This is a genomic window from Mesorhizobium sp. M0244 (assembly GCF_040321795.1).
In the GTDB taxonomy this organism is placed as follows: domain Bacteria; phylum Pseudomonadota; class Alphaproteobacteria; order Rhizobiales; family Rhizobiaceae; genus Mesorhizobium.
The window spans coordinates 412,484-437,235 of the sequence record NZ_JAMYSE010000001.1; the positions used below are offsets into that span (position 1 = coordinate 412,484).

General features: G+C 63.4%; 28 protein-coding genes. 14 read left to right on the plus strand and 14 right to left on the minus strand.

The window, feature by feature from the left end:
- Positions 1-214: 214 nt before the first annotated feature.
- Positions 215-535, plus strand: a complete 321-nt coding sequence (locus tag NKJ08_RS02105; RefSeq protein ID WP_023674726.1) for a DUF1476 domain-containing protein — start codon at positions 215-217, stop codon at positions 533-535.
- A gap of 120 nt (positions 536-655) precedes the next feature.
- Complete coding sequence (locus NKJ08_RS02110) at positions 656-1,429, plus strand: HpcH/HpaI aldolase family protein (protein ID WP_352526628.1); 774 nt, start codon at positions 656-658, stop codon at positions 1,427-1,429.
- Here the strand turns inward: NKJ08_RS02110 and NKJ08_RS02115 are convergent.
- A complete protein-coding gene (locus NKJ08_RS02115; protein ID WP_352526667.1) occupies positions 1,426-1,974 on the minus strand; it encodes an RBBP9/YdeN family alpha/beta hydrolase in 549 nt (182 codons plus the stop codon). The two genes, NKJ08_RS02110 and NKJ08_RS02115, sit on opposite strands and share 4 nt — an antisense overlap.
- Before the next feature lie 278 nt (positions 1,975-2,252).
- On the opposite strand from NKJ08_RS02115, the gene NKJ08_RS02120 reads away from it, so the two are divergent.
- Positions 2,253-3,065 carry a VOC family protein gene (locus NKJ08_RS02120; RefSeq protein WP_352526626.1) on the plus strand — a complete coding sequence of 271 codons (813 nt, stop codon included), beginning with the start codon at positions 2,253-2,255 and terminating at the stop codon, positions 3,063-3,065.
- A 7-nt stretch (positions 3,066-3,072) separates the two neighbouring features.
- Here the strand turns inward: NKJ08_RS02120 and NKJ08_RS02125 are convergent, their stop codons facing one another.
- From NKJ08_RS02125 to NKJ08_RS02140, 4 genes are read right to left on the minus strand one after another with little or no spacing between them, the layout of a single operon-like run.
- Positions 3,073-3,645 carry an RBBP9/YdeN family alpha/beta hydrolase gene (locus NKJ08_RS02125; RefSeq protein ID WP_352526624.1) on the minus strand — a complete coding sequence of 191 codons (573 nt, stop codon included), beginning with the start codon at positions 3,643-3,645 and terminating at the stop codon, positions 3,073-3,075.
- Positions 3,645-4,952, minus strand: coding sequence for an adenylosuccinate lyase (gene purB / locus NKJ08_RS02130; RefSeq protein WP_352526622.1), 1,308 nt, complete (start codon positions 4,950-4,952; stop codon positions 3,645-3,647). The genes NKJ08_RS02125 and purB overlap by 1 nt, the downstream gene beginning before the upstream one ends.
- 59 nt (positions 4,953-5,011) lie before the next feature.
- Positions 5,012-5,512 carry a hypothetical protein gene (locus tag NKJ08_RS02135; RefSeq protein ID WP_352526621.1) on the minus strand — a complete coding sequence of 167 codons (501 nt, stop codon included), beginning with the start codon at positions 5,510-5,512 and terminating at the stop codon, positions 5,012-5,014.
- Positions 5,513-5,523: 11 nt separating this feature from the next.
- Positions 5,524-6,249: a DUF2259 domain-containing protein gene (locus NKJ08_RS02140; RefSeq protein ID WP_352526619.1), complete on the minus strand. Its 726-nt coding sequence runs from the start codon at positions 6,247-6,249 to the stop codon at positions 5,524-5,526.
- 262 nt (positions 6,250-6,511) lie between these two features.
- Here NKJ08_RS02140 and NKJ08_RS02145 point away from each other — a divergent pair, with 262 nt between their 5' ends.
- Positions 6,512-6,766, plus strand: a complete 255-nt coding sequence (locus NKJ08_RS02145) for a DUF2171 domain-containing protein (protein WP_352526617.1) — start codon at positions 6,512-6,514, stop codon at positions 6,764-6,766.
- Positions 6,767-6,797: 31 nt separating this feature from the next.
- Here NKJ08_RS02145 and NKJ08_RS02150 read toward each other — a convergent pair whose 3' ends face one another.
- Together NKJ08_RS02150 and NKJ08_RS02155 are read right to left on the minus strand one after the other, a co-directional pair.
- On the minus strand, positions 6,798-7,817 hold the full coding sequence (locus NKJ08_RS02150; RefSeq protein WP_352526666.1) for a P1 family peptidase: 1,020 nt from the start codon (positions 7,815-7,817) through the stop codon (positions 6,798-6,800).
- Positions 7,817-8,890 carry a branched-chain amino acid ABC transporter substrate-binding protein gene (locus tag NKJ08_RS02155; protein WP_352777567.1) on the minus strand — a complete coding sequence of 358 codons (1,074 nt, stop codon included), beginning with the start codon at positions 8,888-8,890 and terminating at the stop codon, positions 7,817-7,819. The genes NKJ08_RS02150 and NKJ08_RS02155 overlap by 1 nt, the downstream gene beginning before the upstream one ends.
- A 179-nt stretch (positions 8,891-9,069) precedes the next feature.
- On the opposite strand from NKJ08_RS02155, the gene NKJ08_RS02160 reads away from it, so the two are divergent.
- The 7 genes from NKJ08_RS02160 (at position 9,070) to NKJ08_RS02190 (ending at position 15,570) form a co-directional block, all read left to right on the plus strand.
- Positions 9,070-9,564 carry a flavin reductase gene (locus tag NKJ08_RS02160; RefSeq protein WP_352526614.1) on the plus strand — a complete coding sequence of 165 codons (495 nt, stop codon included), beginning with the start codon at positions 9,070-9,072 and terminating at the stop codon, positions 9,562-9,564.
- 31 nt (positions 9,565-9,595) lie between these two features.
- Positions 9,596-10,525, plus strand: a complete 930-nt coding sequence (locus NKJ08_RS02165; protein ID WP_352526612.1) for an AAA family ATPase — start codon at positions 9,596-9,598, stop codon at positions 10,523-10,525.
- Positions 10,526-10,529: 4 nt separating this feature from the next.
- The gene (locus NKJ08_RS02170; protein ID WP_352526610.1) at positions 10,530-11,774 is read left to right on the plus strand and encodes a vWA domain-containing protein; all 1,245 of its coding nucleotides are present in this window, start codon (positions 10,530-10,532) and stop codon (positions 11,772-11,774) included.
- 26 nt (positions 11,775-11,800) lie between these two features.
- On the plus strand, positions 11,801-12,139 hold the full coding sequence (locus NKJ08_RS02175; protein ID WP_352526608.1) for an XdhC family protein: 339 nt from the start codon (positions 11,801-11,803) through the stop codon (positions 12,137-12,139).
- A gap of 65 nt (positions 12,140-12,204) precedes the next feature.
- Positions 12,205-12,942: an XdhC family protein gene (locus NKJ08_RS02180; protein WP_352526607.1), complete on the plus strand. Its 738-nt coding sequence runs from the start codon at positions 12,205-12,207 to the stop codon at positions 12,940-12,942.
- A gap of 66 nt (positions 12,943-13,008) precedes the next feature.
- A complete protein-coding gene (locus NKJ08_RS02185) occupies positions 13,009-14,619 on the plus strand; it encodes an NTP transferase domain-containing protein (RefSeq protein ID WP_352526605.1) in 1,611 nt (536 codons plus the stop codon).
- A gap of 33 nt (positions 14,620-14,652) precedes the next feature.
- Complete coding sequence (locus NKJ08_RS02190; RefSeq protein ID WP_352526604.1) at positions 14,653-15,570, plus strand: alpha/beta hydrolase family protein; 918 nt, start codon at positions 14,653-14,655, stop codon at positions 15,568-15,570.
- Here NKJ08_RS02190 and NKJ08_RS02195 read toward each other — a convergent pair.
- A complete protein-coding gene (locus NKJ08_RS02195; protein ID WP_352526603.1) occupies positions 15,567-16,616 on the minus strand; it encodes a DUF1176 domain-containing protein in 1,050 nt (349 codons plus the stop codon). The two genes, NKJ08_RS02190 and NKJ08_RS02195, sit on opposite strands and share 4 nt — an antisense overlap.
- Positions 16,617-16,738: 122 nt before the next feature.
- Here NKJ08_RS02195 and NKJ08_RS02200 point away from each other — a divergent pair, with 122 nt between their 5' ends.
- Entirely contained in the window at positions 16,739-17,245 is a 507-nt protein-coding gene (locus NKJ08_RS02200; protein ID WP_352526602.1) for a DUF1993 domain-containing protein, read from the plus strand.
- A gap of 129 nt (positions 17,246-17,374) precedes the next feature.
- Here the strand turns inward: NKJ08_RS02200 and NKJ08_RS02205 are convergent, their stop codons facing one another.
- Complete coding sequence (locus NKJ08_RS02205) at positions 17,375-17,539, minus strand: hypothetical protein (RefSeq protein ID WP_352526601.1); 165 nt, start codon at positions 17,537-17,539, stop codon at positions 17,375-17,377.
- Between the two features lie 383 nt (positions 17,540-17,922).
- Between NKJ08_RS02205 and NKJ08_RS02210 the strand changes: the two genes are divergently transcribed.
- Positions 17,923-18,990 carry an aldo/keto reductase gene (locus NKJ08_RS02210; protein ID WP_352526600.1) on the plus strand — a complete coding sequence of 356 codons (1,068 nt, stop codon included), beginning with the start codon at positions 17,923-17,925 and terminating at the stop codon, positions 18,988-18,990.
- 42 nt (positions 18,991-19,032) lie between these two features.
- Positions 19,033-20,298 carry a cysteine desulfurase-like protein gene (locus NKJ08_RS02215; protein WP_352526599.1) on the plus strand — a complete coding sequence of 422 codons (1,266 nt, stop codon included), beginning with the start codon at positions 19,033-19,035 and terminating at the stop codon, positions 20,296-20,298.
- 19 nt (positions 20,299-20,317) lie between these two features.
- Here the strand turns inward: NKJ08_RS02215 and NKJ08_RS02220 are convergent, their stop codons facing one another.
- The 5 genes from NKJ08_RS02220 to NKJ08_RS02240 form a co-directional block, all read right to left on the minus strand.
- The gene (locus NKJ08_RS02220) at positions 20,318-21,349 is read right to left on the minus strand and encodes a histone deacetylase family protein (RefSeq protein ID WP_352526598.1); all 1,032 of its coding nucleotides are present in this window, start codon (positions 21,347-21,349) and stop codon (positions 20,318-20,320) included.
- A complete protein-coding gene (locus NKJ08_RS02225) occupies positions 21,346-21,858 on the minus strand; it encodes a GNAT family N-acetyltransferase (protein ID WP_352526596.1) in 513 nt (170 codons plus the stop codon). Before NKJ08_RS02225 ends, NKJ08_RS02220 begins: the two co-directional genes overlap by 4 nt.
- 15 nt (positions 21,859-21,873) lie before the next feature.
- Complete coding sequence (kce, locus tag NKJ08_RS02230) at positions 21,874-22,803, minus strand: 3,5-dioxohexanoate:acetyl-CoA acetone transferase (protein WP_352526594.1); 930 nt, start codon at positions 22,801-22,803, stop codon at positions 21,874-21,876.
- A 10-nt stretch (positions 22,804-22,813) separates the two neighbouring features.
- Positions 22,814-24,181 carry an aminotransferase family protein gene (locus NKJ08_RS02235; RefSeq protein ID WP_352526592.1) on the minus strand — a complete coding sequence of 456 codons (1,368 nt, stop codon included), beginning with the start codon at positions 24,179-24,181 and terminating at the stop codon, positions 22,814-22,816.
- Between the two features lies 1 nt (position 24,182).
- Positions 24,183-24,752: N,N-dimethylformamidase beta subunit family domain-containing protein (locus NKJ08_RS02240; RefSeq protein WP_352781129.1), on the minus strand; the 570-nt coding region annotated here is incomplete at its 5' end.

A 24,752-nucleotide genomic window follows, 5' to 3' on the forward strand; every position in this document is an offset into this window, starting at 1 on the left:
TGCCTAAAATAAGATGGCGACGGTGGGGTTCAATGCCGGTGTCTATCCCAATCGCACTGATTGCTCAATCGGCAATCCTTTCAATCAACCGCTTTCGGGACCGAAATGCCGCAGCGCAGCAAGCAATGTAGTATATTGACCGGCCGACGGCCTTTTGGTTTGTGCTCCGGCAACACATATTGACCCAACGAATCGGATTTCACCGGAGGATGCCATGAGCAGCATGAAAGACCGCGAAGAGGGCTTTGAGCGCAAATTCGCATTCGACGAGGAACTTCGGTTCAAGGCTGCGGCACGCCGCAATAGAGCGCTCGGCCTGTGGGCTGCCGAAAAGCTCGGCAAGTCCGGCGCCGATGCCGACGCCTATGCCAGGGAAGTGGTCGTCAGCGACATCGAGGAAGCCGGCGATCACGACGTTTTCCGTAAGATACGCAAGGATTTCGATGCAGCCGGCATCGACCAGTCTGACCATCAGATCCGCCGCACCATGGATGAATTGATGGCGCAGGCGATCGAGCAGATCAAGAACACCTGATCCTTCCACCGATACCGATCGAATGCTGGACCAATCGACCGCCCGGCCTAACCGGGCGGTTTTTCTTTGCCTTTGCAGCCGTTTCCGGCTGAATTGCTGTAACCAAAGAGGAAGCCGCCGATGTCCCTGAAGTCACGCCTTGCGGCCGACGAAACGCTGTTCAGCGCATGGTCCGGCGTGCCGGATGCCCTGACGGTCGAGATACTGGCCAGGCAAGGGTTCGACGCGGTTACGCTCGACATGCAGCACGGAGGCCACCACGAGGACAGCGTGCTGCGCGGGCTTATGCCGGTGCTGGCCGCCAACAAGCCGGCTTTGGTGCGCATTCCGGTCGGCCGCTTCGACATGGCCAGCCGCGCGCTCGACTTCGGCGCCGAGGCGGTGATTGCGCCGATGGTGAATTCAGCGGCGGACGCAAAGTTGTTTGCCGCCGCCATGAAATACCCGCCGCTCGGCGAGCGCTCCTGGGGCCCGACCTATGCCTTTCCGCGCCACGGCAAGGGCGACTATGCCGACTGGCTGCGCGACAGCAACCAGCGCACCATGGCGTTCGCCATGGTCGAAACGCGCGCCGCGCTTGATGCACTCGACGGCATCCTCGATACGCCGGGCATTGACGGCATCTTCCTCGGCCCGTCGGATTTCTCGATCGCCTGGTCGAAGGGCACCACCGTCAGTTCGACGCTGGAGAGCATGATGGAGACCGTTGCGTCAGTGGCCGAGCGGACACGCAAAGCCGGCAAGCATGCAGCGATCTATGTGATGGAACCCGCAATCGCCGGCCGCGTGGTGTCGATGGGCTACCGGCTGCTGGCGATGGGCTCCGAGCATTCGCTGATTTCGCTCGGGGCAAAGACCCTGCTGACGAGCGTCAGAGATTCGATCGGTTCCTAGAGATCCGTCAGGAATTTCGCGAACGTCATGGTGCCTTCGGGCCAGGGGCCAAAACCGGAATCCGCGTTGAGATGGCCGGCATCGCCGGCGTCGATGAACCGCGAGCCCCAGGCTGCGGCAATGTCCTCGGCGATGCCAAAGGCGCAGAACGGGTCGTTGCGGCTGGCGATCACCACCGAGGGAAACGGCAGTGGGTCGCGCGGATAGGGGCCGAAGGTCATCAGGTGCCTCGGCTTTATCTTGGGATTGGCGACATCGGGCGGCGCCACGAAAAAAGCGCCGGCGACCGGCCGCTCGAACCGAGGCAACGCCTGGATGACCGCGGCGACGCCGAGCGAGTGAGCGACGATGACGACCGGCCGCTCAGCCTCGTTGACCGCCTTGGCGACACCTGCCGTCCAGTCCTCCCGCACCGGTTTCGACCATTCCGCCTGTTCGACGCGGCGCGCCGTCGACAGTTTCGACTGCCAGCGGCTCTGCCAATGATCGGGGCCGGAATTGGTGTAGCCCGGCACGATGAGAATATCTGCTTCCTTGACTTTCATGGCGCGCATGTAGCGAGCGGCGCTGTCGGGTGCAACCGGGTATGAGCCCAACCGGCGATATGCAAACGGCTTCTGACGGGCTCGGCTTTGCTCATAATAGTGAACACCATGTTCGCTTCTTGCGCTCTTGTGTGAACGATCGCGATCTACGATCTGTCGGCAGGAAAGAAACCGCCGCGCATGACCGGGATTTTGGCACGGACACGGCGTAGAATGATTGGTGGCGCCGGATTCCTCTGTTGGAAGCTTGTCGAACGCCGCCTGAACGGAGCACTTTGATGAGCGAACTGCCTTTTGCCGCGACGACTCCGGTCAGCGTTGCCCGCGTCGGCTTGCGGGCGCGCGATGCAGAAAATCTCGCTGCTTACTATCGCAAAGTCGTCGGTTTGCAGGAACTGAGCCGCGCCGGCGGCACGATCACGCTCGGCGCAGCCAGCCGCCCTTTGCTCGACATCGAATCGGATCCCGCGGCCAAACCCGATGACCCGCGCAGCGCCGGTCTTTTCCACACTGCCTTCCTGCTGCCCAGCCGGGCCGATCTCGGCCGCTGGATCAATCACGCCATCGCCAGCAAGATCGGCATCGAGGGCGCTTCCGATCATCTTGTCAGCGAGGCGCTGTATCTGACCGACCCGGAAGGCAACGGCATCGAGATCTATGCCGACCGCCGTCCTCAAGACTGGAAATGGAACGGCGACAAGATCGCGATGGCGACGGAGCGGCTGAATATCCCGTCAGTCGTTGCCGACGTGCCGGCGGGCGATGCCGGCTGGCAGGGCGCGCCGGAAAACAGCATCATCGGCCACGTCCATTTGCGGGTCGGAAGGCCGGAAGAAGCCGAGGCCTGGTGGCACCAGGAGTTTGGTTTCGACACGGTGGCAAAATACGGTGGCGCAGCGGTATTCCTGTCGTCCGGCGGCTATCATCATCATATCGGCGCCAACGCCTGGCAGAGCCCGGGCGCCGGCCGCCGCGATCCTGCCCGCTCCGGCCTGGCCTGGGTCGAGATGCGTTCGGACAATGTAACTGATGCGACGACCCGCGAGGATCCGTGGGGCACGGTGATCAGGACGGTTCCCGGCAAGGCGTAACCTCTGGCTAGAGGTTCGCGTTCTCGAGCAAGCGTCCGAGCATGAGCAGGCCCGCCGGCCACACGCCGAGGCGGGTCTCGTTTCCCATATGGCCGAGATCGCCGGCATCGGCGAGTTCCGCGCCCCAGGCTGCGGCGAAGGCGGTCGCCTTGTCGAAAGTGACGCGTGGGTCGCTGCGGCTCGCCACCACCAAAGTCGGGAAGGGCAGGCGCTTCAGCGGCATCGGCGCGAACGGGCGCACCAGGTCGAATGACGGATCGCTATCCTCGACATTGGTCGCGGCAACCAGGAATGCCGCCGCAACCTTATTGAGTTGGCTTTGGCTGGCGTCGGCAGCCCACTTCACTGCCGTCGCCACGGCCAGCGAGTGCGCAAGCAGCACGACGCGGCGTGGTGCTGCAGCCACCGCGGCATCCACCTGGCCGATCCAGTCTTCAGGCTTCGGCCGGTCCCACTCGGCCTGCAGCACGCGGCTTGAATTGGGGAACACCCGGCACCAATGCGACATCCAGTGATCCGGCCCGGAATTGCCGCGCCCGGGCAGGGCAAGGAAATCGAAATCTCCGGCCGCCGAAATCATCAGGCTTCTCCGAACACTCGGCTGAAGATCGTGTCGACATGCTTGGTATGATAGCCGAGGTCGAATTTCTCGCGGATCTCGGCCTCGGGCAGGGCTGCGGCAACGTCCTTGTCGGCCAGCAGTTCCTCAAGGAAATCAGCGCCTTGCTCCCACACCTTCATGGCGTTTCGCTGTACCAGCCGGTAGGCGTCCTCGCGTGAAACACCGGCTTGCGTTAGCGCCAGCAGCACGCGTTGCGAATGCACCAGGCCGCGGAACTTGTTCATGTTCTTCAGCATGTTGTCGGGGTAGACCAGCAATTTGTCGACGACGCTGGTCAGTCGCGACAGCGCGAAATCGAGCGTCACCGTCGCGTCTGGCCCGATCATGCGCTCGACCGACGAATGTGAGATGTCGCGCTCGTGCCACAGCGCCACATTCTCCATTGCCGGCAATGCGAAGGAGCGCACCATGCGGGCGAGGCCGGTGAGGTTCTCGGTCAGCACCGGGTTGCGCTTGTGCGGCATCGCCGACGAGCCCTTCTGGCCGGGCGAAAAATACTCTTCCGCCTCCAGCACCTCGGTGCGCTGCAGATGGCGCACCTCGATCGCCAGCCGCTCGATCGACGAAGCGATGACGCCGAGCGTGGCGAAGAACATCGCATGGCGGTCGCGCGGGATCACCTGCGTCGACACCGGCTCCGGCCTCAGCGCGAGTTTCCTGGCCACGTATTCTTCGACATAGGGATCGATATTGGCGAAGGTGCCGACCGCACCCGAGATGGCGCAAGTCGCTATATCCTCACGCGCGTGCACCAGCCGCTCGCGGCAGCGCGAGAATTCGGCATAGGCCTGCGCCAGCTTGACCCCGAAGGTGGTCGGCTCGGCATGAATACCGTGGCTGCGGCCGATGGTGATAGTATCCTTGTGCTCGAAGGCGCGGCGCTTGAGCGCCGCAAGCAGCCCGTCAATGTCGGCCAGGAGGATGTCGCTGGCCCGGGTGAGCTGCACGGCAAAGCAGGTGTCGAGAACGTCGGAGGATGTCATGCCCTGATGGATGAAACGGGCATCCGGTCCGACGAATTCGGCAAGATGGGTGAGGAAGGCGATGACGTCGTGCTTGGTGACGCGCTCGATCTCGTCGATCGCTTCGACGTCGAACTTCGCCGCCCCGCCTTTTTCCCAGATGGTCTTGGCGGCCTCCTTCGGAATGACGCCGAGTTCGGCCAGTGCGTCGCAAGCATAGGCCTCGATTTCGAACCAGATGCGGAACCGGGTTTCGGGCGACCAGATGGCCACCATTTCCGGCCGGGAGTAGCGAGGGATCATCAGTCGGTCCTGACTTGCGAGAGCGTTTACCCGCGTCCTAACAGAGGCAGGCAAAATGCTCAACGCTGCTGCCGCGCAAACCAGACGCTGGCGACTGCGAGCGCAATGAAACCGAGCGGAAAATACAACCGGATGCCGAGGACGACGAACTGGTAGAGCGCCGTCAACATCGTGAACACGAACTGCAAAGCCCAGGTGATGGTGAGCGCGGGCGCATGCCATTGGACATAGTAGGAGCGGTATTGCAGCCCAAAAAGGCCGCCGGTGAAGGCGCTAGTCGCGGCGAGAAGGCAGACGAAGGCGGCGGCGAGGGCGATCTCCCAGTGGCGTCCGAGCGAGACCAGCCGCGCCAGGAAAAGCCCAACCGGGAAGGCCAGCGCACCGCCGGCAGCATAAATCAATGAGACGTAGCGGATCTTTACCGGGGTCTCCCAATCGTACTGCATTAGATTGAGCAGTGCGCTGACGCCCATCGCCATGGCCCACAGCAAGGCACCGACAAATGCGGTGCACAGCGGCGGCAGAGCGCGGCGGAGACGATGCAGGGCGCGGTAGCGCATGGCGGGAGGCGTCACAGGCGGCCGGTCACAGCGATCCAGCGATAGTCCGGCCCTTCGAAGTCGTATTGGCGCACCGCGATCAGCACGGCATAGGTGCTGAGGCTATCCAGCGAAAATGTCTGAACCGCGCCGATCCGGTAGCCATTCGGACAACCGCGGCTTTGCGGTACGGATTTGTCCTCGTGGATAATCTTTGTCTGGCCGCCGTCCTTTGCCTCGATGCGCAGCAGGCGAAAGCCGTTGATCTCGCCCTGGCTCTGGCAACGTTCGGTGTCGTTCATGCCGATCTGGTCGAGCCGGAACTCGAGCGGATCGTCGACGGGCGAAAAGATCGGGCGCGGGTTGACTACCATGCGGAAGGGATCGGCAGAAAGCTCGGTCACCGGGTTGAAGCCGGCGGTGATGCCGCGATTTGCCGTGAGTTCCGCCTGGCTGACGATCGCTTCGCCCCTTTGCCGGGCCTGCAGCCGCGCTGCCTCCGGCGTGGCATTCTCGTCTTCGTGCCGAATCCGGATCGGCGAGCCCTTCAGAAAACTGTCGTCGGCGGTGTCGATGTAGTAGCGGTTGGCATACGGGAATCCCGATCCGTCCTGGACGCCATATTCTTCGAAGGCGAAGACCCCGCCGTCACGGCTGAAGCCGAGGATCTCAAGCTCGGCGACATCGCCTGCGTGGGCGGCGACCAAAGTTGCAAGCTGGGCAAGCAGGCAGACGGCAAACAGGGCAAGATTTCGCATGGGGCTTTCCGTTCAGGCAGTCGACGTCGTTAAATTCCCTATCACGATGCCGTCAAAAGATCGTGCTGCCTGAAACACAAAGTCGATGCATCCAATCCGGCCGCCGTTTGTTATTGTCGGCAGCTTCACCGCATCGGCCCGAAAATCGGAATCGATTTTCCGAAAGTACGATGCGCTGATTTAAAGTGTTTAGAGCGTCCTTTGCGCGTCCAAAGGGACGCGCGGCGCTCTAATGGAGACCCCCATGACAATGGAGACCCCCATGACCGATGCAGCCAAGATTCGCGAACATATGGAAGTGATCGGCGCCGACGGCGTCCATGTCGGCACCGTCGACAAGGTGGATGGACAAAGAATCAAGCTGACCAAGCGCGACAGCGGCGAGGGCGTTCACAAAGGCCATCACCACTTCATTCCTCTCAGCCTCGTTGCCGAGGTCGAGGGTCAGAAGGTGCGGCTGTCGGCAAACTCGGATGTTGCGGTCACGTTCGAGGAAGAAAAATCCGACCTCACCTGATCGCGGTCGCCCGACCATAGCGTCGGCGCGTTCAGCGCGACGACCAGACCGGGAACAGATCGCCCTCGGCAGGCGTCGCGGCAAAGACGCCGCGGCTGATGGCGCGCGCCATGGTGGCGCCGGCCGCGGCGTAGAGATCGATGGCATCGTTGGGCGCGAGCTCAATGCCGCTCTTGCCCGTTGCCAGCGCGAAGACCAGATCGCCGTCGGCGGGCGTGTGCGTCGGCCAAATGGCGCGCACGAAGCCGTCATGCGCTGATATCGCCAGGCGTTTGGCGGCGGCCTTGGTAAGGACGGCATCGGTGGCGATCACGGCGATAGTGGTGTTGCCGCCGACTTCCGTCCGCTCTCCGATATGTTTGTCGCGGAATTTCAGCAGGATATTTCTGGCATCGTCAGGCATCGGGTGGGGATAGCCTAACCCGCCGAACTCGTCGCCGATCTCGAACGGTGCCGCCCAGAAATGGCGGGTCCGGGCGACCGTCACCGAGCCGGTCGGGTTGACCGCGGCAAGCGCGCCGATGGTGACGCCGCTGTCCAGTACCGTCGATGCCGAGCCGAGCCCGCCCTTCAGGCCGGAGCTCAACGCGCCGGTACCCGCGCCGGCGCTGCCGAGGGCAAAGTCGATCGCGGCGGCTTGGGCGGCTTGGTAGCCGAGGTCACGGTAGGGTGGATACCGGCCCCAATCCTTATCGCCGCCATTGCGCAGGTCGAACAGGATTGCCGCCGGCACGATCGGCACGCGAAAGCCGCCCACCTCCACGCCAATGCCTCTTTCGCGCAATGCCGCCTGCACGCCAGAGGCGGCGTCGAGGCCAAAGGCCGAACCGCCCGAAAGCACCACGGCATGGATGGCCTGGATCGAATTGTGCGGCTCGAGCAGGTCGGTTTCGCGGGTGCCTGGCGCACCGCCCAGGATCTGCACGCCGGCCACGGTCGGCTCATCGCAGATGACGGTAGTCACACCGGATTTCAGCTTGGCATTGGCGGCATTGCCGACCAGCAGGCCGGCGACGTCGGTGATGAGATTGCGCGGACCGGTACGGAACATCATTGGCTCTCCGCCGGCACGAAACGGGCGCCATCGAAGCGGAAGGCGCGATAAGGATTTTGCGTCAGGTCGCCTTTTTCGTCAAAACGGATCGGTCCGATCGCGGTGGTGAAATCATGCCCGGTGAGCGCGTTGGTGAGCTTCTCGCCGGAGCTTTGCGCCAGTGCCGAAGCCGCCTTGGCGATCTCGACCGCGGCATAGGCGGGCAGCGTGTAGCCTTCCGGCACGATGTTTTGTGCCGCAAAGCTTTGCAGCACCTTGGGGTCGGCGACGTCGGCCCATTCGGGCGGCGCGATCATCAGCGTGCCAACAGCATAGGGCACGTCGCCGAGCGGCGCGCGCAACGCTTCGCCGCCGGCAAACACCATGCCGGCGTCGAGCTGGCCGGCGTCCCGGCCCATGATCGCGACGTCGTCGCCGTCGCCGCCGGCAAAGACGCGCGTCGCGCCGGCTTTCTTCAGCCGGCCGATCAGACCGATCTGGTTGTCGAGCTGCGGCCGGAAGGTGTCGACGAACACCGGTTTCAGCGCCGCCTGCTCGGCCGCTGCCCGAAACGTCTCGGCCATTTCGCGGCCATAGATCGTGCCATCGTCGACGATGGCGAACAGCTCGTTCTGCCATAGGCGGGTGAGGATGGCGGCGACGGCATTGCGCTCGTCGTCGCCGCGCAGCCCGAGACGATAGATCGGCCATCCCGTCTTGGCGCGCCGGTCGGTCAGGCTTTCCGTGCGCACGCCGACGGTGATCACCGGGATGTCGGCATCCTTGAGGATCGGCAGTGCAGCCTCGATTGCGTCCGTGCATAGAAAACCGACGACGACATTGACCTTGGCCGCGGCGAATTCCCTCGCGGCGGCAGCGCCGCCGGCGGCGGTGCAGGCGTCATCGATCGTCCTGATCTCGGTACCGCGGACTTCAGCCGCCATTCTCGCGCCTGCTTCGATCTGTTTGCCGAGGATCGCCGACGGCCCCGACAAAGGTCCCGCGACGCCGACCCGCAGCGTCCCAGCACTCGCATTGCCGGCGAGGAGGAACCAGGCCAGCACCACTATTGTCGTTGTCCAAGGTCGCATGCGAGCGAAGAATTCCTCCGCGCCGGTCGCGTGTTTGCCGGCGCCAATGCCGTCAAGACCTAAAGGCTGGCCAGCTTCGGCGCAACACGCGAATTCGGGATATAGGTCAAGCACTTCGCTTGTGGCATGCAATATGCCGTCATATATAACGGCTGGTTCTGGCTTATGGAAAATCATCGGTGCTGAAGAAGAACGACATAGGGCCGCAGGCCTATCGCGATGCGATGGCCCATTTTGCCGGCCACGTGCATGTGGTCACCACCGATGGCCCCGCCGGCAGGCGCGGTGCGACCGTGATTGCGGCCTGCTCTGTGTCGGACGCGCCGCCGACCATCCTGGTCTGCCTCAATCGAGAAAATCCCAAGAACGAGCCGTTTGTGAAGAACGGCAAATTTGCCCTCAACACGCTGGCTTCGGATCAGGAGCCGCTGTCGATTGGCTTTTCCGGCATTACCGGCCTGCCAGTCAAGGAGCGTTTCGCGTTGGCCGAATGGGACGTCATCTCGACCGGCGCGCCGACGCTGAAGGGCGCGCTGGCGGTCTTCGACTGCGAACTGATCGACACCAAGGATCTGGCCACCCACCGTGTGCTTTTTGGCAAGGTGACAGGCCTGCGCATCGGCGATAATTTGCGGCCGTTGATCTATCACGACCGCAGCTACCACGCTCTGTAGAGGCTTTGATGGCCGCGCCCACGGAGATCGAATGACCGAGCTGAAACCGCGCCCCGCGCCGCGGACCATCGACGAGACGCTCGAGCTCCTGACCGGCGCGGATTATGTGGCGGACCGGTCACTGGCGACCGTACTTTTTCTATCGCTGCGCATGAGGCGGCCGCTTTTCCTCGAGGGCGAGGCCGGCGTCGGCAAGACCGAGATCGCCAAGGTGCTGGCCAAGGCGCTCGGCCGTCGGCTGATCCGCCTGCAATGCTATGAAGGCCTCGATGTCTCGTCTGCCGTCTACGAGTGGAACTACGCCGCGCAGATGATCGAGATCCGCATGGAGGAGGCGGCCGGCAAGGTCGACCGCTCCGACATGGAGCGCAACGTCTTTTCCGAAAAGTACCTGATCCGCCGCCCGGTGCTCGACGCGCTGACCGGCAAGGCGGGTGCCGCCCCGGTGTTCCTGATCGACGAACTCGACCGCACCGACGAGGCCTTCGAGGCGTTCCTGCTCGAAATCCTCTCCGACTTCCAGGTGACGGTGCCGGAGCTCGGCACGATCAAGGCGGAGGAGCCGCCGATCGTCATCATCACCACCAACCGCACGCGCGAGATACACGACGCGCTGAAGCGGCGCTGCCTTTATCACTGGGTCGATTATCCCAATGCCGAGCGCGAGCTTGAGATCGTGCGCCGAAAGGTGCCGCAGGCCAACAGCCGGCTTTCGGCCGAGATCGTTTCATTCATCCAGAAGCTGCGCCAGATCGAGCTGTTCAAGGTACCAGGTGTCGCCGAGACCATCGATTGGGCCGGCGCGCTGACCGAACTCGACAAGGTGGCGTTGGACCCTGAGACGGTTTCCGACACGATTGGCGTGCTGCTGAAATACCAGGACGATATTGCCCGCATCGGTGAGGGCGAAGGCCGGCGCATCCTCAACGAGGTCAAGGCCGAGCTATCGGCGGCGGAGTAGGGCGATGCCGCGTGCGGAACCCAAAGAGGCAACGGCGGACGGGCGCATCGCCGACAACATCGTCTATTTCTCCCGCACCTTGCGCAAGGCCGGGATGCGGGTCGGACCGGCCTCGGTCAAGGATGCCATCGAGGCGGTGCTCGCTGCCGGGATCGGCTCGCGCGACGATTTCTACTGGACGCTGCACGCCGTGCTGGTCTCGAGGCACGAAGATCACGCCACCTTCGACGAGACCTTCCGGCTGTTCTGGAAGTCGCACGAGTTAATCGAAAAGATGCTGGCGATGTTTTCGCCGATCGCTCCCGACAAGCGTGAGAAACAGAAGCCGCGCGCCGCCGAGAACCGCGTCAGCCAGGCGATGTTCGAGGGCCACCAGAAGAACCAGCCGGTGCAGGAAGTCCCCGAGATCGAGATCGACGCGCGCTTCACCTTCTCCGGCAACGAGGTGCTGAGAGGCAAGGATTTTGCCCAGATGAACGCCGCCGAAATGGCCGACGCCAAGAAAGCGATCGCCCAGTTGCGGCTTCCCTTCGACATGGTTCGGACGCGGCGTTTCAAAGCCGATGCGCATGGCCGCCGTATCGATCCGCGCGCCATGATGCGCTCGGCCGCGCGCACCGGCGGCGAGCTGATCCTGCCGAAATTCCGCTCGCCCCGCGAAGTCCATCCGCCGCTGGTGGTGCTTGCCGACATTTCCGGTTCGATGAGCCAGTATACGCGCATCTTCCTGCATTTCCTGCATGCGCTGACGGAAAAGCGCCGGCGCGTGCACGCCTTCGTCTTCGGCACCAGACTCACCAATCTGACGCGGCAGATGCGCCATCGCGATCCCGATGCCGCACTCGCCGACTGTTCTGCCGCGGTGAGGGACTGGTCGGGCGGCACGCGCATCGGCGACGCGCTGGCCGAATTCAACCGGCTGTGGTCGCGCCGCGTGCTGGGGCAGGGCGCGGTGGTGCTGTTGATCACCGATGGGCTGGAGCGCGACGATGTCGCCGGCCTGTCGGAAGAGATGGAGCGGCTGCATAAATCCTGCCGGCGGCTGATCTGGCTTAACCCGCTGCTGCGCTTCGACGGCTTCGAGGCCCGCGCCCGCGGCGTCAAGGCGATGCTGCCGCATGTCGACGAGTTCCGCTCGGTGCACAATCTAGATGCGCTCGCCGATCTCTGTGCGTCGCTGGATAAGAATTCGGTGCGTTCGGTCGACCCGCGCAGGTGGATCGAGGCTGGTGCGAAGCGCGTCGCATAACCACATGTCTCCCACGGAGAAAAATCATGGAACACAGTATCTATCTCGATGAGGCCCGCGACCCGCTGATCATCGCGGAGGGCTGGATGAAGGACGGCAAGGATGTCGCCATCGCTACGGTCGTCGAAACCTGGGGTTCTGCGCCACGGCCGGTCGGCAGCCATCTGGTCATCGACGCCGAAGGCAGTTTCCACGGCTCTGTCTCTGGCGGCTGCGTCGAAGGCGCGGTCGTCACCGAAGCGATCGATGTCATCGACAAGGGCAAGGCGAAAATGCTGGAATTCGGTGTCGCCGACGAGACCGCCTGGCAGGTCGGCTTGTCATGCGGTGGCCGCATCAAGGTCTATGTCGAGCGGCTGGGTTAGAGCATGATCCCGAAAAGTGGCGGCCGGTTTTGGGACAAGATCATGCTCAAAAAAGAGATATCTTGATGGATCCGTACACCTTAAAAACACTGAACGCCGAACGCCGCGCCCGCCGCGCGGCAATCCTGGTTACCGATCTCGGCGACGGCCGCGACCGTGTCGTGCGCGAGGGCGACCAGGTCGCCGGCGAACTCGGGGCAGCCATCGCCAAGACATTCCGCGCCGGCAATTCCGGTACGGTCGAAGCTGAGGGACGGACCTTCTTCCTCAACGCACATCTACCGCAGCCTCGCCTGGTGGTGATCGGCGCCGTCCATATCAGCCAGGCGCTGGCGCCGATGGCCAGGATCGCCGGTTATCCCGTAGAGATCATCGACCCGCGCACGGCGTTTGCCACGTCCGACCGCTTTCCCGACATCGCGCTGCATGCCGAATGGCCGGAGGATGTCCTGAAGCGCCAGCCGCTCGATAGCTATACTGCGCTGGCTGCTCTCACCCACGATCCGAAGATCGACGATTTTGCGCTGAAGGCGGCGCTCGACGCCGGCTGCTTCTACGTCGGCGCGCTCGGCAGCCGCAAGACCCATGCGAAACGCGTCGAACGCCTGCTGGCCTTGGGCGCCACAGCCGACCAGATCGCCCGCATCCACGCCCCGATCGGCCTCGACATTGGGGCTGCCAGCCCCGCCGAGATCGCCGTCGCGGTGCTGGCGCAAGCAATTCACGCTTTTCGCTCTCGCGGCCTGGAAGCCTCCGCATCGGCCCAAAGATCGGAACCGATTTTGGAAAAGCACGATGCGTAGATTCAAAAGAGCAGAGCGTCCTTTGCGCGTCCAAAGGGACGCGCGGCGCTCTGCGGGCGCGGTCGCGTGAAATTTGGCCCCATTCCGATCGATGCGGCCGAAGGGGCAGTGCTGGCGCACGCGACTGCGGCCGGAGATCGCCGCTTCCGCAAGGCGCACAGGCTTAGCGCCGACGACGTGTCGTCGTTGAAGGCGGTCGGTGTTTCGGAAGTCGTCGCGGCCGTGTTGGCGCCCGATGATCTCAGCGAGGACTCCGCCGCCGAAGAAATCGCAAAAAGCATGATCCATCGCAACGTGGAGGCGAAGCCCGCCGCGACCGGGCGAGTCAACCTCCACGCCAAGGCGTCCGGCATATTCACCGTCGACGCGGCGATGATCGACGCCATCAATGCCGTCGATCCGACCATTACCATCGCCACGCTGGCGCAGCATGCGCCGGTCGAAAAAGGTCAGATGGTTGCGACGGTGAAGATCATTCCGTTTGCGGTCGCCTCGGCTTTGGTCGAAGCCGTGGCAAGGATCTGCGCCGGCGGCGAGATCTTTGCCGTCAACGCCTATCAGCCGGTGCGGGTCGGCGTCATCCAGACGGTGCTGCCCGGTATCAAGCCGAGCGTGCTCGACAAGACGCTGCGCGTCACCGAAGCGCGCCTGGCGCGTTCGGGCGGCAGGCTGACGACCGAGCGCCGCACGCCGCATGAAGTCGCACCCGTGGCAGAAGCTGCCGCCTCGCTGATCCGCGATACCGACATGGTGGTGATCTTCGGCGCCTCGGCGATGGCCGATTTCGGCGACGTCGTGCCCGCCGCCATCGAAAGGGCAGGCGGCACCGTCATCCGCGCCGGCATGCCGGTCGATCCCGGCAATCTGCTGGTGCTCGGCACGCTAGACGGCAAGCGCATCATCGGTGCACCGGGCTGCGCCCGCAGCCCCAAGGAGAACGGCTTCGACTGGGTGCTCGACCGGCTGATCGCAGGCCTCGACGTGACCGCGAGAGATATTGCCGGCATGGGCGTCGGCGGGCTGCTGATGGAAATACCGACGCGGCCGCAGCCGCGCGAGCCGCTGCCGGCCAAAGCCGAACCCAAGGTCGAGATCGTGCTTTTGGCCGCCGGCCGCTCCAGCCGAATGGGCGGGCCGAACAAGCTCTTGGCCCTATTCGACGGCAAGCCCTTGGTCCGCCGCACCGCCGAACGCGCGGTCGGTTCGAAAGCAGCGGGCACCATAGTCGTCACCGGCCACCAGCGCGAGCGCGTGCGCAGTGCATTGGCGGGCCTCGATGTGACCTTCTCCGACAATCCGGATTTCGCCGAGGGGCTGTCTTCGTCGCTGAAGGCAGGCATTGCCAAGGTTGCCGGCGACGCCGCTGGCGTCATGATCGTCCTCGGCGACATGCCCGGCGTCGCCTCGGCCGACCTCGACAGGCTGATCGAGGCGTTCCGCAAATCCGAAGGGCGATCGGTGGTGCGCGCCTCCCATGATGGACGGCGCGGCAACCCGGTGCTGCTGCCGCGCTCGCTGTTCGCCGCGATCGCTCACCTCGAAGGCGATACCGGTGCCCGCCATCTGGTCGAGGCCGAAGGGCTCGACGTCATCGATGTCGAGATCGGCGAAGGGGCAGCCGTCGATGTCGACACGCGCGAGGCGCTGGAAAGTGCTGGCGGCGTGCTGCAGGATTGACAAACCGAAGCCGAAAAACGCATGCCTTTGGGCATGGCTTTTCGTTTCCGCTTCGCTGTCCGGTTACCCTCCTCTGGCCTGCCAGCCCTTCTGATCTCGATATTCTTCTCGTTCTCCTTTGCCGCTTACGCCAGCGCTCTCGAACTCAAACCTTTCAAGGACGATCTGTTCGCCTATCCGGCCACACTTTCGTCCGAGAGCAACGGCGCCTATACGGTCATCGATTATCGTGAGCTGCGCGATATCAACGCCCGCGACGAAGTGCCTGAGCGCCGGGTGCATGCGCAATACACCGATACCGGTGTGCGCAAGGTGCAGCAGGATTTGTTGCTGAAGACCGATGCCGGTGACGTCCGCCACATCGCCGTCGGCAAGGCCGAGGGCGCCAGCATCATCGTGCTCTATCTGCACGGGCAGGGCGGTAGCCGTAAGCAGGGTGCTGACGATTTCACTTTCGGCGGCAATTTCAACCGCATCAAGAACCTGATGGCCGGTAATGGCGGCCTCTATCTGTCGCCGGACTTTTCCGATTTCGGCGACACCGGTGCCGCCCAGATCGCCGCATTGATCGGCCACTATGCCGAACAGTCGCCGCGCGCAAAAATCTTCGTCACCTGCGGCTCTATGGGCGGCGCGTTGTGCTGGAAGCTGGCCGCCCGCGAGGACACCGGCGTGCGCATCGACGGTCTGCTGCTGCTCGGCTCATTATGGGACGAGAGTTTCTTCGCAAGCTCCGCATTCAAGCGCCGTGTGCCGGTCTTCTTCGGCCAGGGCAGCAAGGATCCGGTGTTTCCAATCGAGAAACAGGAAGCCTTCTTCCGATCGATTCTGGCCAAATCGAAAACCTACCCGACCCGCTTCGTCCGCTTCGAGACTGGTACGCATGGCACGCCGATCCGAATGACCGACTGGCGCGGCACGCTCAATTGGATGCTGTCGAAGACTCCCTAAGGTGCGGTATTGTAGTCGAGCACGGTCTGCGGGTTGATCTCGCCGTCATAAGACGCGTCGACCTCGTACTGCACCAGCGAGAAATTGCCGTGGCGAAACAGGTAGGTGCCGGCCGACGAGGCGTCGCCAACGCCGCGCCATTTGTTCGAAGATGAAATCGTTTTGGTGGCCTCGTCATATTCGGAGTTGACCAACTGATCGTCGGTCTGGAAGCCGATGATGTTGATGCCCTCGACCTTGCCTTCGCTGTTGTTGTTCTCATAACGAATATCGAGTTCCGGTGACGCGAATTGAAGTTGCCGGACGCCCGATACGTCGTCGTAAATGTAGTAGACGGCGCTCTCATTGTACGCAGCCATCGAACAGAAAAAGCGGAACAGCCGCGTCTCGCGTTCGGGCTCGTCATCGGCGGCACCCGCATCCTTGTAGCGGAGCGAGTAGGCGTCCGGCTCTCCAGGCGGATCGCCGCCGGGCATGTCTTTGTCGCATTGCTCGCCATAGGTCGCTGCGAAGGCCTTCTTGGCCTGCTCAAGGGCTGCGTCCTTCTTCGGCGGCGGCGGTCCGTCGCCACAGCTTGCCGGCACGGCCTCGTCGAAATCGGCCTTTGACGGTTTCAGTGCACCCTTGTCGATGAAGATCGGGCGAAATGGCGGTTCCTGGATCGAGGCGTTGATCTGGCGCAGCGTATAGCAGCCGGCAAAGACATTTTCGCTGCCGTCCTTGGCCGTCGCCCGGATGGCGACGGGAACGCTGTAGTAAATGCTGCCGGCGGCACCGTCTTCAGACACACCACCGGTTTTGACTTCGACCGTGTCGGTGCCGTCATAGCCTTTGACGAAGCTATTGAAATCCTTAGCCGGCTTGGTGTCGCCGAAATAGTCCCAGGCGCGCGCGAATTCGTGCCGGCTGATGGCGCTGTAGAGCGAGCGGATGACTGCTTCGGCATCCGACCTGTCGTCGATATAGGGCGCCTCGGCGGCGAGCACCGATTGGCAGGTAACGGCAATGGAAAGAAAAGCGGTCGCTGCGAAACGGGCGCGTCTCATCGGGAACCTCCACTCGATGAAAAATCCTACCATATCGATTGCGGCGACGTGGTGACGCTTGAACAATCGCCTGCGAAAGCGCTACCTCTCGCCGTCGGCAGTCGGGCCGCGTGGAGGACCCAGTGAGCATATCAATGTATGAGGTTTCTGTGCCGGTGTTTTCGGCCAGGCTGAAGGCGCTGTCCAACGTGCTGGACATTGCCGAGCAGAATGCGGTTGAGCGCAAGATCGACCCGCAGGTGTTTTTGACGTCGAGGCTGGCGCCCGACATGTTCGCGCTGACCAGGCAGGTGCAGATCGCCACCGATCACGCCAAGGGGGCACCGTCGCGGCTTGCCGGGCGCGAGGTGCCCAAATATGAGGACAATGAGGGAAGCTTCGCCGATCTGCAGGCGCGCATCGCCAAGACGATGGCTCATCTCGCGACATTTTCGGCGGCCGAGTTCGACGGCTCGGATGACAGGATGGTCGAACTAAGGCTTGCGGGACGCGAGGTTTCGATGCCGGGGATGCAATATCTGTTGCACGCTGCCATGCCCAATTTCTATTTCCACCTGACCACTGCCTACGACATCCTGCGCCACAACGGCGTGCCGCTGGGCAAGTCGATTTTCCTCGGATTGCGTTGAGATTCGCTCAGGAGATATCCCGGCCGCACCGGGACCATGATCCCGAAAAGTGGAAACCGGTTTTCGGAAAAGATCATGGTCAAACAGGAAGATAGAGCCCATCCCGACTCTAACGGGATGGAACAGCCTCTAGCGCAGGGACATTTCCCGGGCGATGCGCGGGAAATCGGCCGGCTTGACGCCGATATTGGCGCGATCGGCATTGCTCATCGAATGGAGCAGTGCCAGCGCCGCGCGATAGCGCAACTGTTCCCGAGGACGCGGACGGGCGAACATTTCAGTGAAGAACCCCATGATTCAAGCCCTTATTGAACCTCCACGACGTCCAATATAGGCAGATCACGACAATTTGTGCAGTGCAGCATATGCATGGCAGCCATGCTGCCCCAATCTTTTTGACATAAATCGGCTGTTCCGGCGAAACTTCTGCGGCGCTTCGACCGTATGCGTCAGTGCCGGCACTTGGCCGGTTTTTCCTCGCCATTCCTGGCGAAATTCCGGACTGCATGAAAATGCAGTCCGGCTTTTTTGTTAGCCGTAGGGATAAACCCCGTTCGCCGGCGTCCCGGAAACTCGCCTGGCCTGCCGCCGGCGGGCTTGGAAGCGGCCGACGCTTTCCTGTATGCTATTGCTTCCTCCTCGCGCAGCCGCGCAAAAATTCCCGCCGGAGAAACTTCATGCACAAACGCCGTCTCGGCCAGACCGGTCTTTTCGTGTCGCAGATCTGCCTCGGCTCGATGACCTGGGGCCAGCAGAACACCGAGGCGGACGGTCATGCCCAGATGGACCTGGCGTTTGCGCGCGGTGTCAATTTCATCGACACCGCCGAGCTCTATCCGATCCCACCCAAGGCGGAGACCCAAGGCCGCACCGAGACAATCATCGGCAGCTGGATGAAGGCGAATCGCAACCGCGGTCAGGTGATCCTCGCGTCGAAAGTGGTCGGCCGCACCGCCAATACGTGGTTTCGCGGCGACCGCCCCTCGAAGCTGGTGCGCGCCGACATCTTCGACGCAGTCGAAAAGTCGCTGGCCAGGCTCAACACCGATTACATCGATCTCTATCAGATCCATTGGCCGGAACGCGACGTGCCATGGGGTGCCAATCCAAATCGTATCGGCGCCGTGCCGCGACGCGCCGATGCCGCCGGCGCGCCGGCCGGCGAGACGCCAATCGCCGAGACGCTTCGCGTGTTCGACGAGTTGGTGAAGGCCGGCAAGATCCGCCACTTCGGCCTGTCGAATGAGAATTCCTGGGGCGTCATGCGTTTCATCGCCGAAACCGACAAGGGCGTCGGCCCGCGCGTCGCCTCGCTGCAGAACGCCTATAATTTCGTCAACCGCACCTTCGAGGTGAACCTCGCTGAAGTCTGCGAGCGCGAGCAGGTGTCGCTGCTTGCCTATTCGCCGCTGGCGCAAGGCTACCTGACCGGCAAATATGACCATAGCGCGCGGCCGCAGGGCTCGCGCTCGCAGCTCTTCAACCGCGGTCAGCGTTATGAAACGCCCAACGCCGCGGAAGTGCAGCTCGAATACAACCGGCTGGCGCGCGCTTTCGGCATGGAGCCGGCGCTGTTTGCCAACGCCTATGTCTCGAGCCGGCCCTTCGTCACCTCGAACATCATCGGAGCAACTACCATTCCGCAACTCGAAATGGCGCTCTCTTCCGCCGCCGTGGTCTGGACCGAGGACATGCAGAAGGCGGTCGATGCCATCCACCAGCGCGTCGGCAATCCGTGTCCTTGAGGGGCGTGGTTGTCCGATCATTATAAGGGGAGGGGAACGGCCATGGATTTTTGGATCGACGCGGTGCGCGAAAAGTTTCCGGCATTGTCGCTGACCGACAAGGGCCGCCGGCGCATCTATCTCGACAATCCTGCCGGCACGCAGGTGCCGCAGGCGGTGGCGGACGCGGTGTCGGGTTGTTTGCTGGCCACCAATGCCAATCTCGGCGGCTTCTTCGAGACCACCGTTGCGGCACAAGAAATCGTCGACGAGGCTCATCTGGCGATGGCCGATTTCCTGGGTGCTGCAAGTCCGCAGGAAATCGTCATCGGTGCCAACATGACGACGCTGACCTACCACATGTCGCGAACGCTCGGCCGCACGATGAAGCCCGGCGACGAGATCGTCCTCACCCGCATGGATCATGAGGGCAACGTCTCGCCCTGGCTGCAACTGGCAGAAGACCTTGGCCTCGTCGTGCGCTGGCTGCCCTTCGGCCAGCAGAGCTGGCAGGTCGAGGAGGCAGCGCTTGCTGCGCTGCTTTCCGAGAGGACGAGGCTCGTCGCGCTCAACTATGCCAGCAATCTCACCGGCTCGATCAACCGGGTTAAGTCGTTGACCCGCATCGCCAGACAGGCCGGTGCGCTGGTCTATGTCGATGCCGTGCAGTTTGCCCCGCATGGGCTGATCGACGTCCAAAGCCTCGGCTGCGATTTCCTGATCTGCTCGGCGTATAAATTCTTCGGCCCGCACATGGGGATATTATGGGGCAGGCTGGACGTCATCGATGCACTGAAGCCGTACAAATGCCGCTGCTCGTCCAGTGCCCTGCCGGAGCGCTTGGAGCTCGGCACGCCGCAGATCGAACTGATGGCCGGCCTGTCGGCCGCGGTCGATTATTTTGCCGAGCTGGGCGCGGCAGCCGGCGCGCAAGCGTCGCGCCGCCAGAAAATCACCAAGGCATTCGAAGTGTCGATTGCTTACGAAAACCCGCTGGCGCTACAGCTGATCGATGGCTTGTCGGATATTGCGGGCCTGACCATCCACGGCATCATCGATCCGAAGCGGATCAATGAGCGCGTGCCGACGGTGTCGTTCACTGTCGAGGGCATCGTGCCTGAGACGATCGTGCGGCAGATGAATGCCGAAAACATCTTCCTCTGGTCCGGCCACAACTACGCCTGGGAGATCGTGCGCCAGCTCGGCATTCCGGCCGAGCAGGGTGTGGTGCGCATCGGCATCGCTCATTACAACACTTCAGCCGAGATCGACGAGACGCTGGCGAGCGTGCATCGCGTCATCGCCATGCTGAGGCAGGAACGATCCTGACGCAGCCTCGCGGGGCGGATCATCGCTTGTGGGCGCTGCCAAAACCGGTGAGGAAGGCGGTTAGATTGTCGCCGAGCTCGTCGCAGAGATAGCCGCCTTCCTGGACGATGACCGTCGGCAGGCTGAGCCCGGTGATGGCCTCGCCGATGCGCGAGAAACCGGGCGTGGTCACCGACAACCCACCGAACGGATCGCCCTCGAAGGCGTCGAGCCCCAGTGCCACCACAAGCGCATCTGGCGAGAAGGCGTTGATGCGCTGGAACGCCGCCGTCAGTGCTTCGAGGAACGCGGCATCGCCGGATTTGCGCGCCAGCGGCAGGTTGAGATTGTAGCCGAGGCCGGCGCCTTCGCCGCGCTCGTCGGCATGGCCCCAGAAGAACGGATAGAAGCGCACCGGGTCGGCATGCAGCGACACGGTGAGCACGTCCGGGCGGGCATAGAAGATGCCTTGCGTGCCGTTGCCGTGGTGCAGGTCGACATCGAGGATCGCCACCCGCGCCGCCTGCTTGCGCAGAGCCTGTGCGGCGACCGCCGAATTATTGATGAAGCAGAAGCCGCCGGCGACATCGGCAAAGGCATGATGGCCGGGCGGACGGCACAGCGCATAGGCGGCCGGCGCGCCCGACATCACCGCCTCGGCCGCTTCAATCGCGCTCCAGGCGCTCCACAGCGCGCTCTCCCACGTCTCGCCTGAGATCGGGCAGGCGGTGTCGGCCATGTGGTAGCCGGCTTGGCCGACGGCCGAGGCCGGATAGGAGCCGTTCCGCGCGATCGGATGGATGTTGGGGATGACCTCGGCCGAGGCGCCCTCGATGCGCTGCCAGCGGGCGAAGACATGCTGGAGGAAATCGAGATATTCCGGCGTATGCACCGCGGCAATCGGCCCGAGCCCATGATCCCGCGGCCGTTCGATCGTGCAGCCGGCAGCCTTTGCGCCGGCTAACAATCGCTCGACCCGTTCCGGCTTTTCCGGGTTGGGCTGCGGCGCGCCGCTGGAGAGGAACGCCTTCGGGTCGTGGCGCTTCTGTTCTTCGGCATAGAAGGCTTTCATGTTGGCTCCTCCGGTGCATCAGCGAAGGCGAAAAAGGCATCGCCGACGATCTTCTGCACCTGCTCGTAGCTCGACCAGGCAATGCCCAACCGTTCGTAAAAAGCCTTGGCGGTCTCGTTGTCGGTGTCGACGGAGAGCCTGAGATAGACGCCGCCGGCCTTCCGGCATTGCGCCGCGACCCGGCGCAGCAGGCGCTCGCCGATCCTGCGGCCGCGAAACCGGTCCTCGACATAGAGATCCTGCACATAGACGCCGGGCCGTCCCATCCACGTCGAGAAGATCGGAAAATAGAGGCAGAGCCCGGCAAACTCGCCACCGACTTCGGCGATCAGGGTCGAGAAGGCAGGCTTCTCGCCAAAGCCATAGGTGCGGAGGTCTTCTACCGTCGTGGTGATCTCCTGATGCGCGCCGATGTGGGTGCCGAGCCGCAGGAGTGCGGCGTGGATGGTCTCGACGTCCTCGACGGTGCCGGGCCGGATGACAATGTCTTTTGACGGTGGATTGGTCATTGTCACGGCCGCATCTCAGAACGCCACCCGGTCACCACCCTTGAGCGCCAGCATCTGCCGCGCCTCGGCGGGCGTGGCGACCTCCAGCGACAGCCCGTCGAGCACGCTGCGGATACGGCGGACCTGGTCGGCATTGGACTTGGCCAGTTGGCGCCCGTCGTAGAGGCTGTCCTCCAGCCCGACGCGGACATTGCCGCCCATCGCCGCCGCAATCGAGATCATCGGCATCTGGTGGCGTCCGGCGGCCAGCACCGAAAATTGGTAGCTGTCGCCGAACAGTTTGTCGGCGATGCGCTTCATATGGATCAGGTTTTCGGGATCGGCGCCGATGCCACCGAGGATGCCGAACACGAACTGGATGAACAATGGTCCCGATACCAGCCCGCGGTCCCGGAAATGCGCCAGCGAGTAGAGATGGCCGACATCGTAGCATTCGAATTCGAAGCGCGTACCGCAACCCTTGCCCAGTCTGTCGAGCACCGTCTCCATGTCGGCAAAGGTGTTCTTGAAGATCGTGTCGCGGGTGGCCTCGAGCAGTTTCGGCTCCCATTCGTGCTGCCACTCCCGCGGACGGTCGAGCATCGGGAACAGCGCGAAATTCATCGAGCCCATGTTGAGCGAGCACATTTCCGGCTCGGCCCTGAGCGGGGCGGCCAACCGCTGGTCGAGCGTCATCAGCGACGAGCCGCCGGTGGTGATGTTGATCACCGCGTCGGTCGCCTGCTTGATGCGCGGCAGGAACTGCATGAACACATCAGGGTCGGCGGTCGGCCGCCCATCCTTGGGATCGCGAGCGTGAAGATGCAGGATCGAAGCGCCGGCTTCGGCGGCGGCGATCGCCTCTGAGGCGATCTGGTCCGGTGTCACCGGCAGATGCGGCGACATCGATGGCGTGTGCACCGACCCGGTGACGGCGCAGGTGATGATGACTTTTCGCGGCGCCATGGCTCGCCTCTCAGCCTTCGACCGGCAGGTCGAGCTCGCCGGCCAGCACCTCGAGCGAGTCGCCGATGATGGATACGATCTCGCCGATCTGCTCGGCGGTGACGATCATCGGCGGCGCCACCATGAAATTGTCGCCGTCGACGCCGCCCTTGACCTTGCGTCCATAGATGATCAGGCCGCGCTCATAGGCGAGGTCGAGCAGGCGCTGGGTGGCTTTCTTTGCCGGTTCGATCGGCCGCAGTGTGTCGGGATCGGCAACCATCTCGGCACCGGTGAGCAGGCCCTTGCCGCGCACGTCGGCGATGAATGGAAACCGCTTCGCCAATCCCTTCAGCTCGTCCATCAAAAGGTCGCCCATGTCAGCCGCATTGGCGATCAGGCCGAGACGGTCCATCTCGCCGAGCACCGCAAGGCCGGCGGCGCAGGCCAGCGGGTTTCCGGCATAGGTGTGGCCGTGCTGGAAGCCGCCGGATGTGAGCAGCGGCTGCACCAGCCGCATCGGCGCCGCCAGCGCGCCAAGCGGCGCGTAGCCCGAGCCCAGCCCCTTCGACAGCGCGACGATGTCTGGTTTGCAGTTCCAATGGTCGCCGCCGAGGAATTTTCCGGTGCGGCCGACACCGCTCATCACTTCGTCATGGATGAGCAGGATGCCGTAGCGGTCGCAGATTTCGCGGATGCGCGGATAATAGCTGTCCGGCGCCACCAGTGCTGCCGTCGCAGCGCCGCCGACCGGTTCCATGATGAAGGCGAGCACGCTTTGCGGCCCCTCGGCGAGGATCTGTTCCTCCAGCATGTCGGCGTAGCGGATGCCGCGCTGTTCCATCGAAAGATTGTCGCGGTCGCGCCAGGCGGCAGGCGCCGGCACGGTCGGCATGACCTGCATCATCGGCGCAAAGGTTTCAGCCAGGGCATCGTCGCCGGTGACGGCGAGCGCACCAAGCGTGCCGCCATGATAGGAAGGAAAGCGCGTGATCACCTTCCAGCGGCTGGCCTGGCCGGTGGCAACTGCCCATTGCCGCGCCAGTTTGATGCAGGATTCCGTCGCTTCCGAGCCGCCCGAGACGAAGAAGATGCGGTCCATGCCTTCTGGGAGCTTGGCGGCCAATTGCCGCGCGAGCTCCTCGGCCGGTTCGTTTTCGAAATGCAGGCGGTAGGCGAAGGTGGCGCGGTCCATCTGCCGCTTCATGGCATCGAGCACGTTGCGGTTGGAATGGCCGATATTGGCGACCATCGGCCCGCTCGATCCGTCGATGAAACGGCGGCCGTCCTGCGTCCACATGTAGATGCCTTCGGCGCGATCGATCAGCGGCCGGCGCAGGCTGGACAGATAAAACAGATGCGAGGCTTCGCGGGCTTCCGGGACAGGGGACTTCAACATGTCATGGCTTTCCAAGATAGCGGTCGAGGACATTTCTGGTGACGCGCTCGACCATCGCGTCCTGCCTTAGCAGGCCGGCAACCCATTCGCAGCTTCCGGCGTGAAACACCTCGCCTCTGCCGCGCTGGAAATTGACGATCATGCCGTTGCCGCGTTTGATCTTGTCGAGATTGGCGTCGCTCGCCTCGCCGAACAGCGTTTCGGCGGTGAAGCGTCCGTCCTCGTCGCCGAGGAACTGGTCTGCGAATGGAATGTCGGCGCTTTCCTCGACCTGGCTCGCCATGCCGACCGCGAGCACCTGCAGGCCTTCCGGTGCGCCGCTGTCGGGCGTGGGATAGGGCAGGCCGCCGCGGATCTCGAAATCGAGCCCGTCGACCTCATAGCCATAGACGTGGCTGTCGGCGCCAAGCAGGTCGCCATAGTAGATGCCGGTCCCGGCGAAGGCCCAGTGCTCCGGCCGGTAGACCGGAAAGCCGCGCGCGGCGCGCCGCGCGCCGCCCCCCCCCCCCGCGCAGGACGCCCGTGTGGCCGGTAGGCCAGTCTCTAATAAAAAGAAACGCGCCCCCGCGCC

Excerpts from the sequence above, each read along its gene's own strand:
- NKJ08_RS02125 (WP_352526624.1), bottom strand. The coding sequence starts at position 3,645 with ATGATTTCGGCGGCCGGAGATTTCGATTTCCTTGCCCTGCCCGGGCGC.
- NKJ08_RS02165 (WP_352526612.1), top strand. The coding sequence starts at position 9,596 with ATGACCGAGCTGAAACCGCGCCCCGCGCCGCGGACCATCGACGAGACG.
- NKJ08_RS02155 (WP_352777567.1), bottom strand. The coding sequence starts at position 8,890 with ATGCGACCTTGGACAACGACAATAGTGGTGCTGGCCTGGTTCCTCCTC.
- NKJ08_RS02190 (WP_352526604.1), top strand. The coding sequence starts at position 14,653 with ATGGCTTTTCGTTTCCGCTTCGCTGTCCGGTTACCCTCCTCTGGCCTG.
- NKJ08_RS02210 (WP_352526600.1), top strand. The coding sequence starts at position 17,923 with ATGCACAAACGCCGTCTCGGCCAGACCGGTCTTTTCGTGTCGCAGATC.
- NKJ08_RS02205 (WP_352526601.1), bottom strand. The coding sequence starts at position 17,539 with ATGGGGTTCTTCACTGAAATGTTCGCCCGTCCGCGTCCTCGGGAACAG.
- NKJ08_RS02215 (WP_352526599.1), top strand. The coding sequence starts at position 19,033 with ATGGATTTTTGGATCGACGCGGTGCGCGAAAAGTTTCCGGCATTGTCG.
- NKJ08_RS02105 (WP_023674726.1), top strand. The coding sequence starts at position 215 with ATGAGCAGCATGAAAGACCGCGAAGAGGGCTTTGAGCGCAAATTCGCA.
- NKJ08_RS02225 (WP_352526596.1), bottom strand. The coding sequence starts at position 21,858 with ATGACCAATCCACCGTCAAAAGACATTGTCATCCGGCCCGGCACCGTC.
- NKJ08_RS02145 (WP_352526617.1), top strand. The coding sequence starts at position 6,512 with ATGACCGATGCAGCCAAGATTCGCGAACATATGGAAGTGATCGGCGCC.
- NKJ08_RS02170 (WP_352526610.1), top strand. The coding sequence starts at position 10,530 with ATGCCGCGTGCGGAACCCAAAGAGGCAACGGCGGACGGGCGCATCGCC.
- NKJ08_RS02135 (WP_352526621.1), bottom strand. The coding sequence starts at position 5,512 with ATGCGCTACCGCGCCCTGCATCGTCTCCGCCGCGCTCTGCCGCCGCTG.
- NKJ08_RS02110 (WP_352526628.1), top strand. The coding sequence starts at position 656 with ATGTCCCTGAAGTCACGCCTTGCGGCCGACGAAACGCTGTTCAGCGCA.
- NKJ08_RS02120 (WP_352526626.1), top strand. The coding sequence starts at position 2,253 with ATGAGCGAACTGCCTTTTGCCGCGACGACTCCGGTCAGCGTTGCCCGC.
- NKJ08_RS02150 (WP_352526666.1), bottom strand. The coding sequence starts at position 7,817 with ATGTTCCGTACCGGTCCGCGCAATCTCATCACCGACGTCGCCGGCCTG.
- NKJ08_RS02140 (WP_352526619.1), bottom strand. The coding sequence starts at position 6,249 with ATGCGAAATCTTGCCCTGTTTGCCGTCTGCCTGCTTGCCCAGCTTGCA.
- NKJ08_RS02115 (WP_352526667.1), bottom strand. The coding sequence starts at position 1,974 with ATGAAAGTCAAGGAAGCAGATATTCTCATCGTGCCGGGCTACACCAAT.
- NKJ08_RS02235 (WP_352526592.1), bottom strand. The coding sequence starts at position 24,181 with ATGTTGAAGTCCCCTGTCCCGGAAGCCCGCGAAGCCTCGCATCTGTTT.
- NKJ08_RS02195 (WP_352526603.1), bottom strand. The coding sequence starts at position 16,616 with ATGAGACGCGCCCGTTTCGCAGCGACCGCTTTTCTTTCCATTGCCGTT.
- purB (WP_352526622.1), bottom strand. The coding sequence starts at position 4,952 with ATGATCCCTCGCTACTCCCGGCCGGAAATGGTGGCCATCTGGTCGCCC.
- NKJ08_RS02180 (WP_352526607.1), top strand. The coding sequence starts at position 12,205 with ATGGATCCGTACACCTTAAAAACACTGAACGCCGAACGCCGCGCCCGC.
- kce (WP_352526594.1), bottom strand. The coding sequence starts at position 22,803 with ATGGCGCCGCGAAAAGTCATCATCACCTGCGCCGTCACCGGGTCGGTG.
- NKJ08_RS02220 (WP_352526598.1), bottom strand. The coding sequence starts at position 21,349 with ATGAAAGCCTTCTATGCCGAAGAACAGAAGCGCCACGACCCGAAGGCG.
- NKJ08_RS02175 (WP_352526608.1), top strand. The coding sequence starts at position 11,801 with ATGGAACACAGTATCTATCTCGATGAGGCCCGCGACCCGCTGATCATC.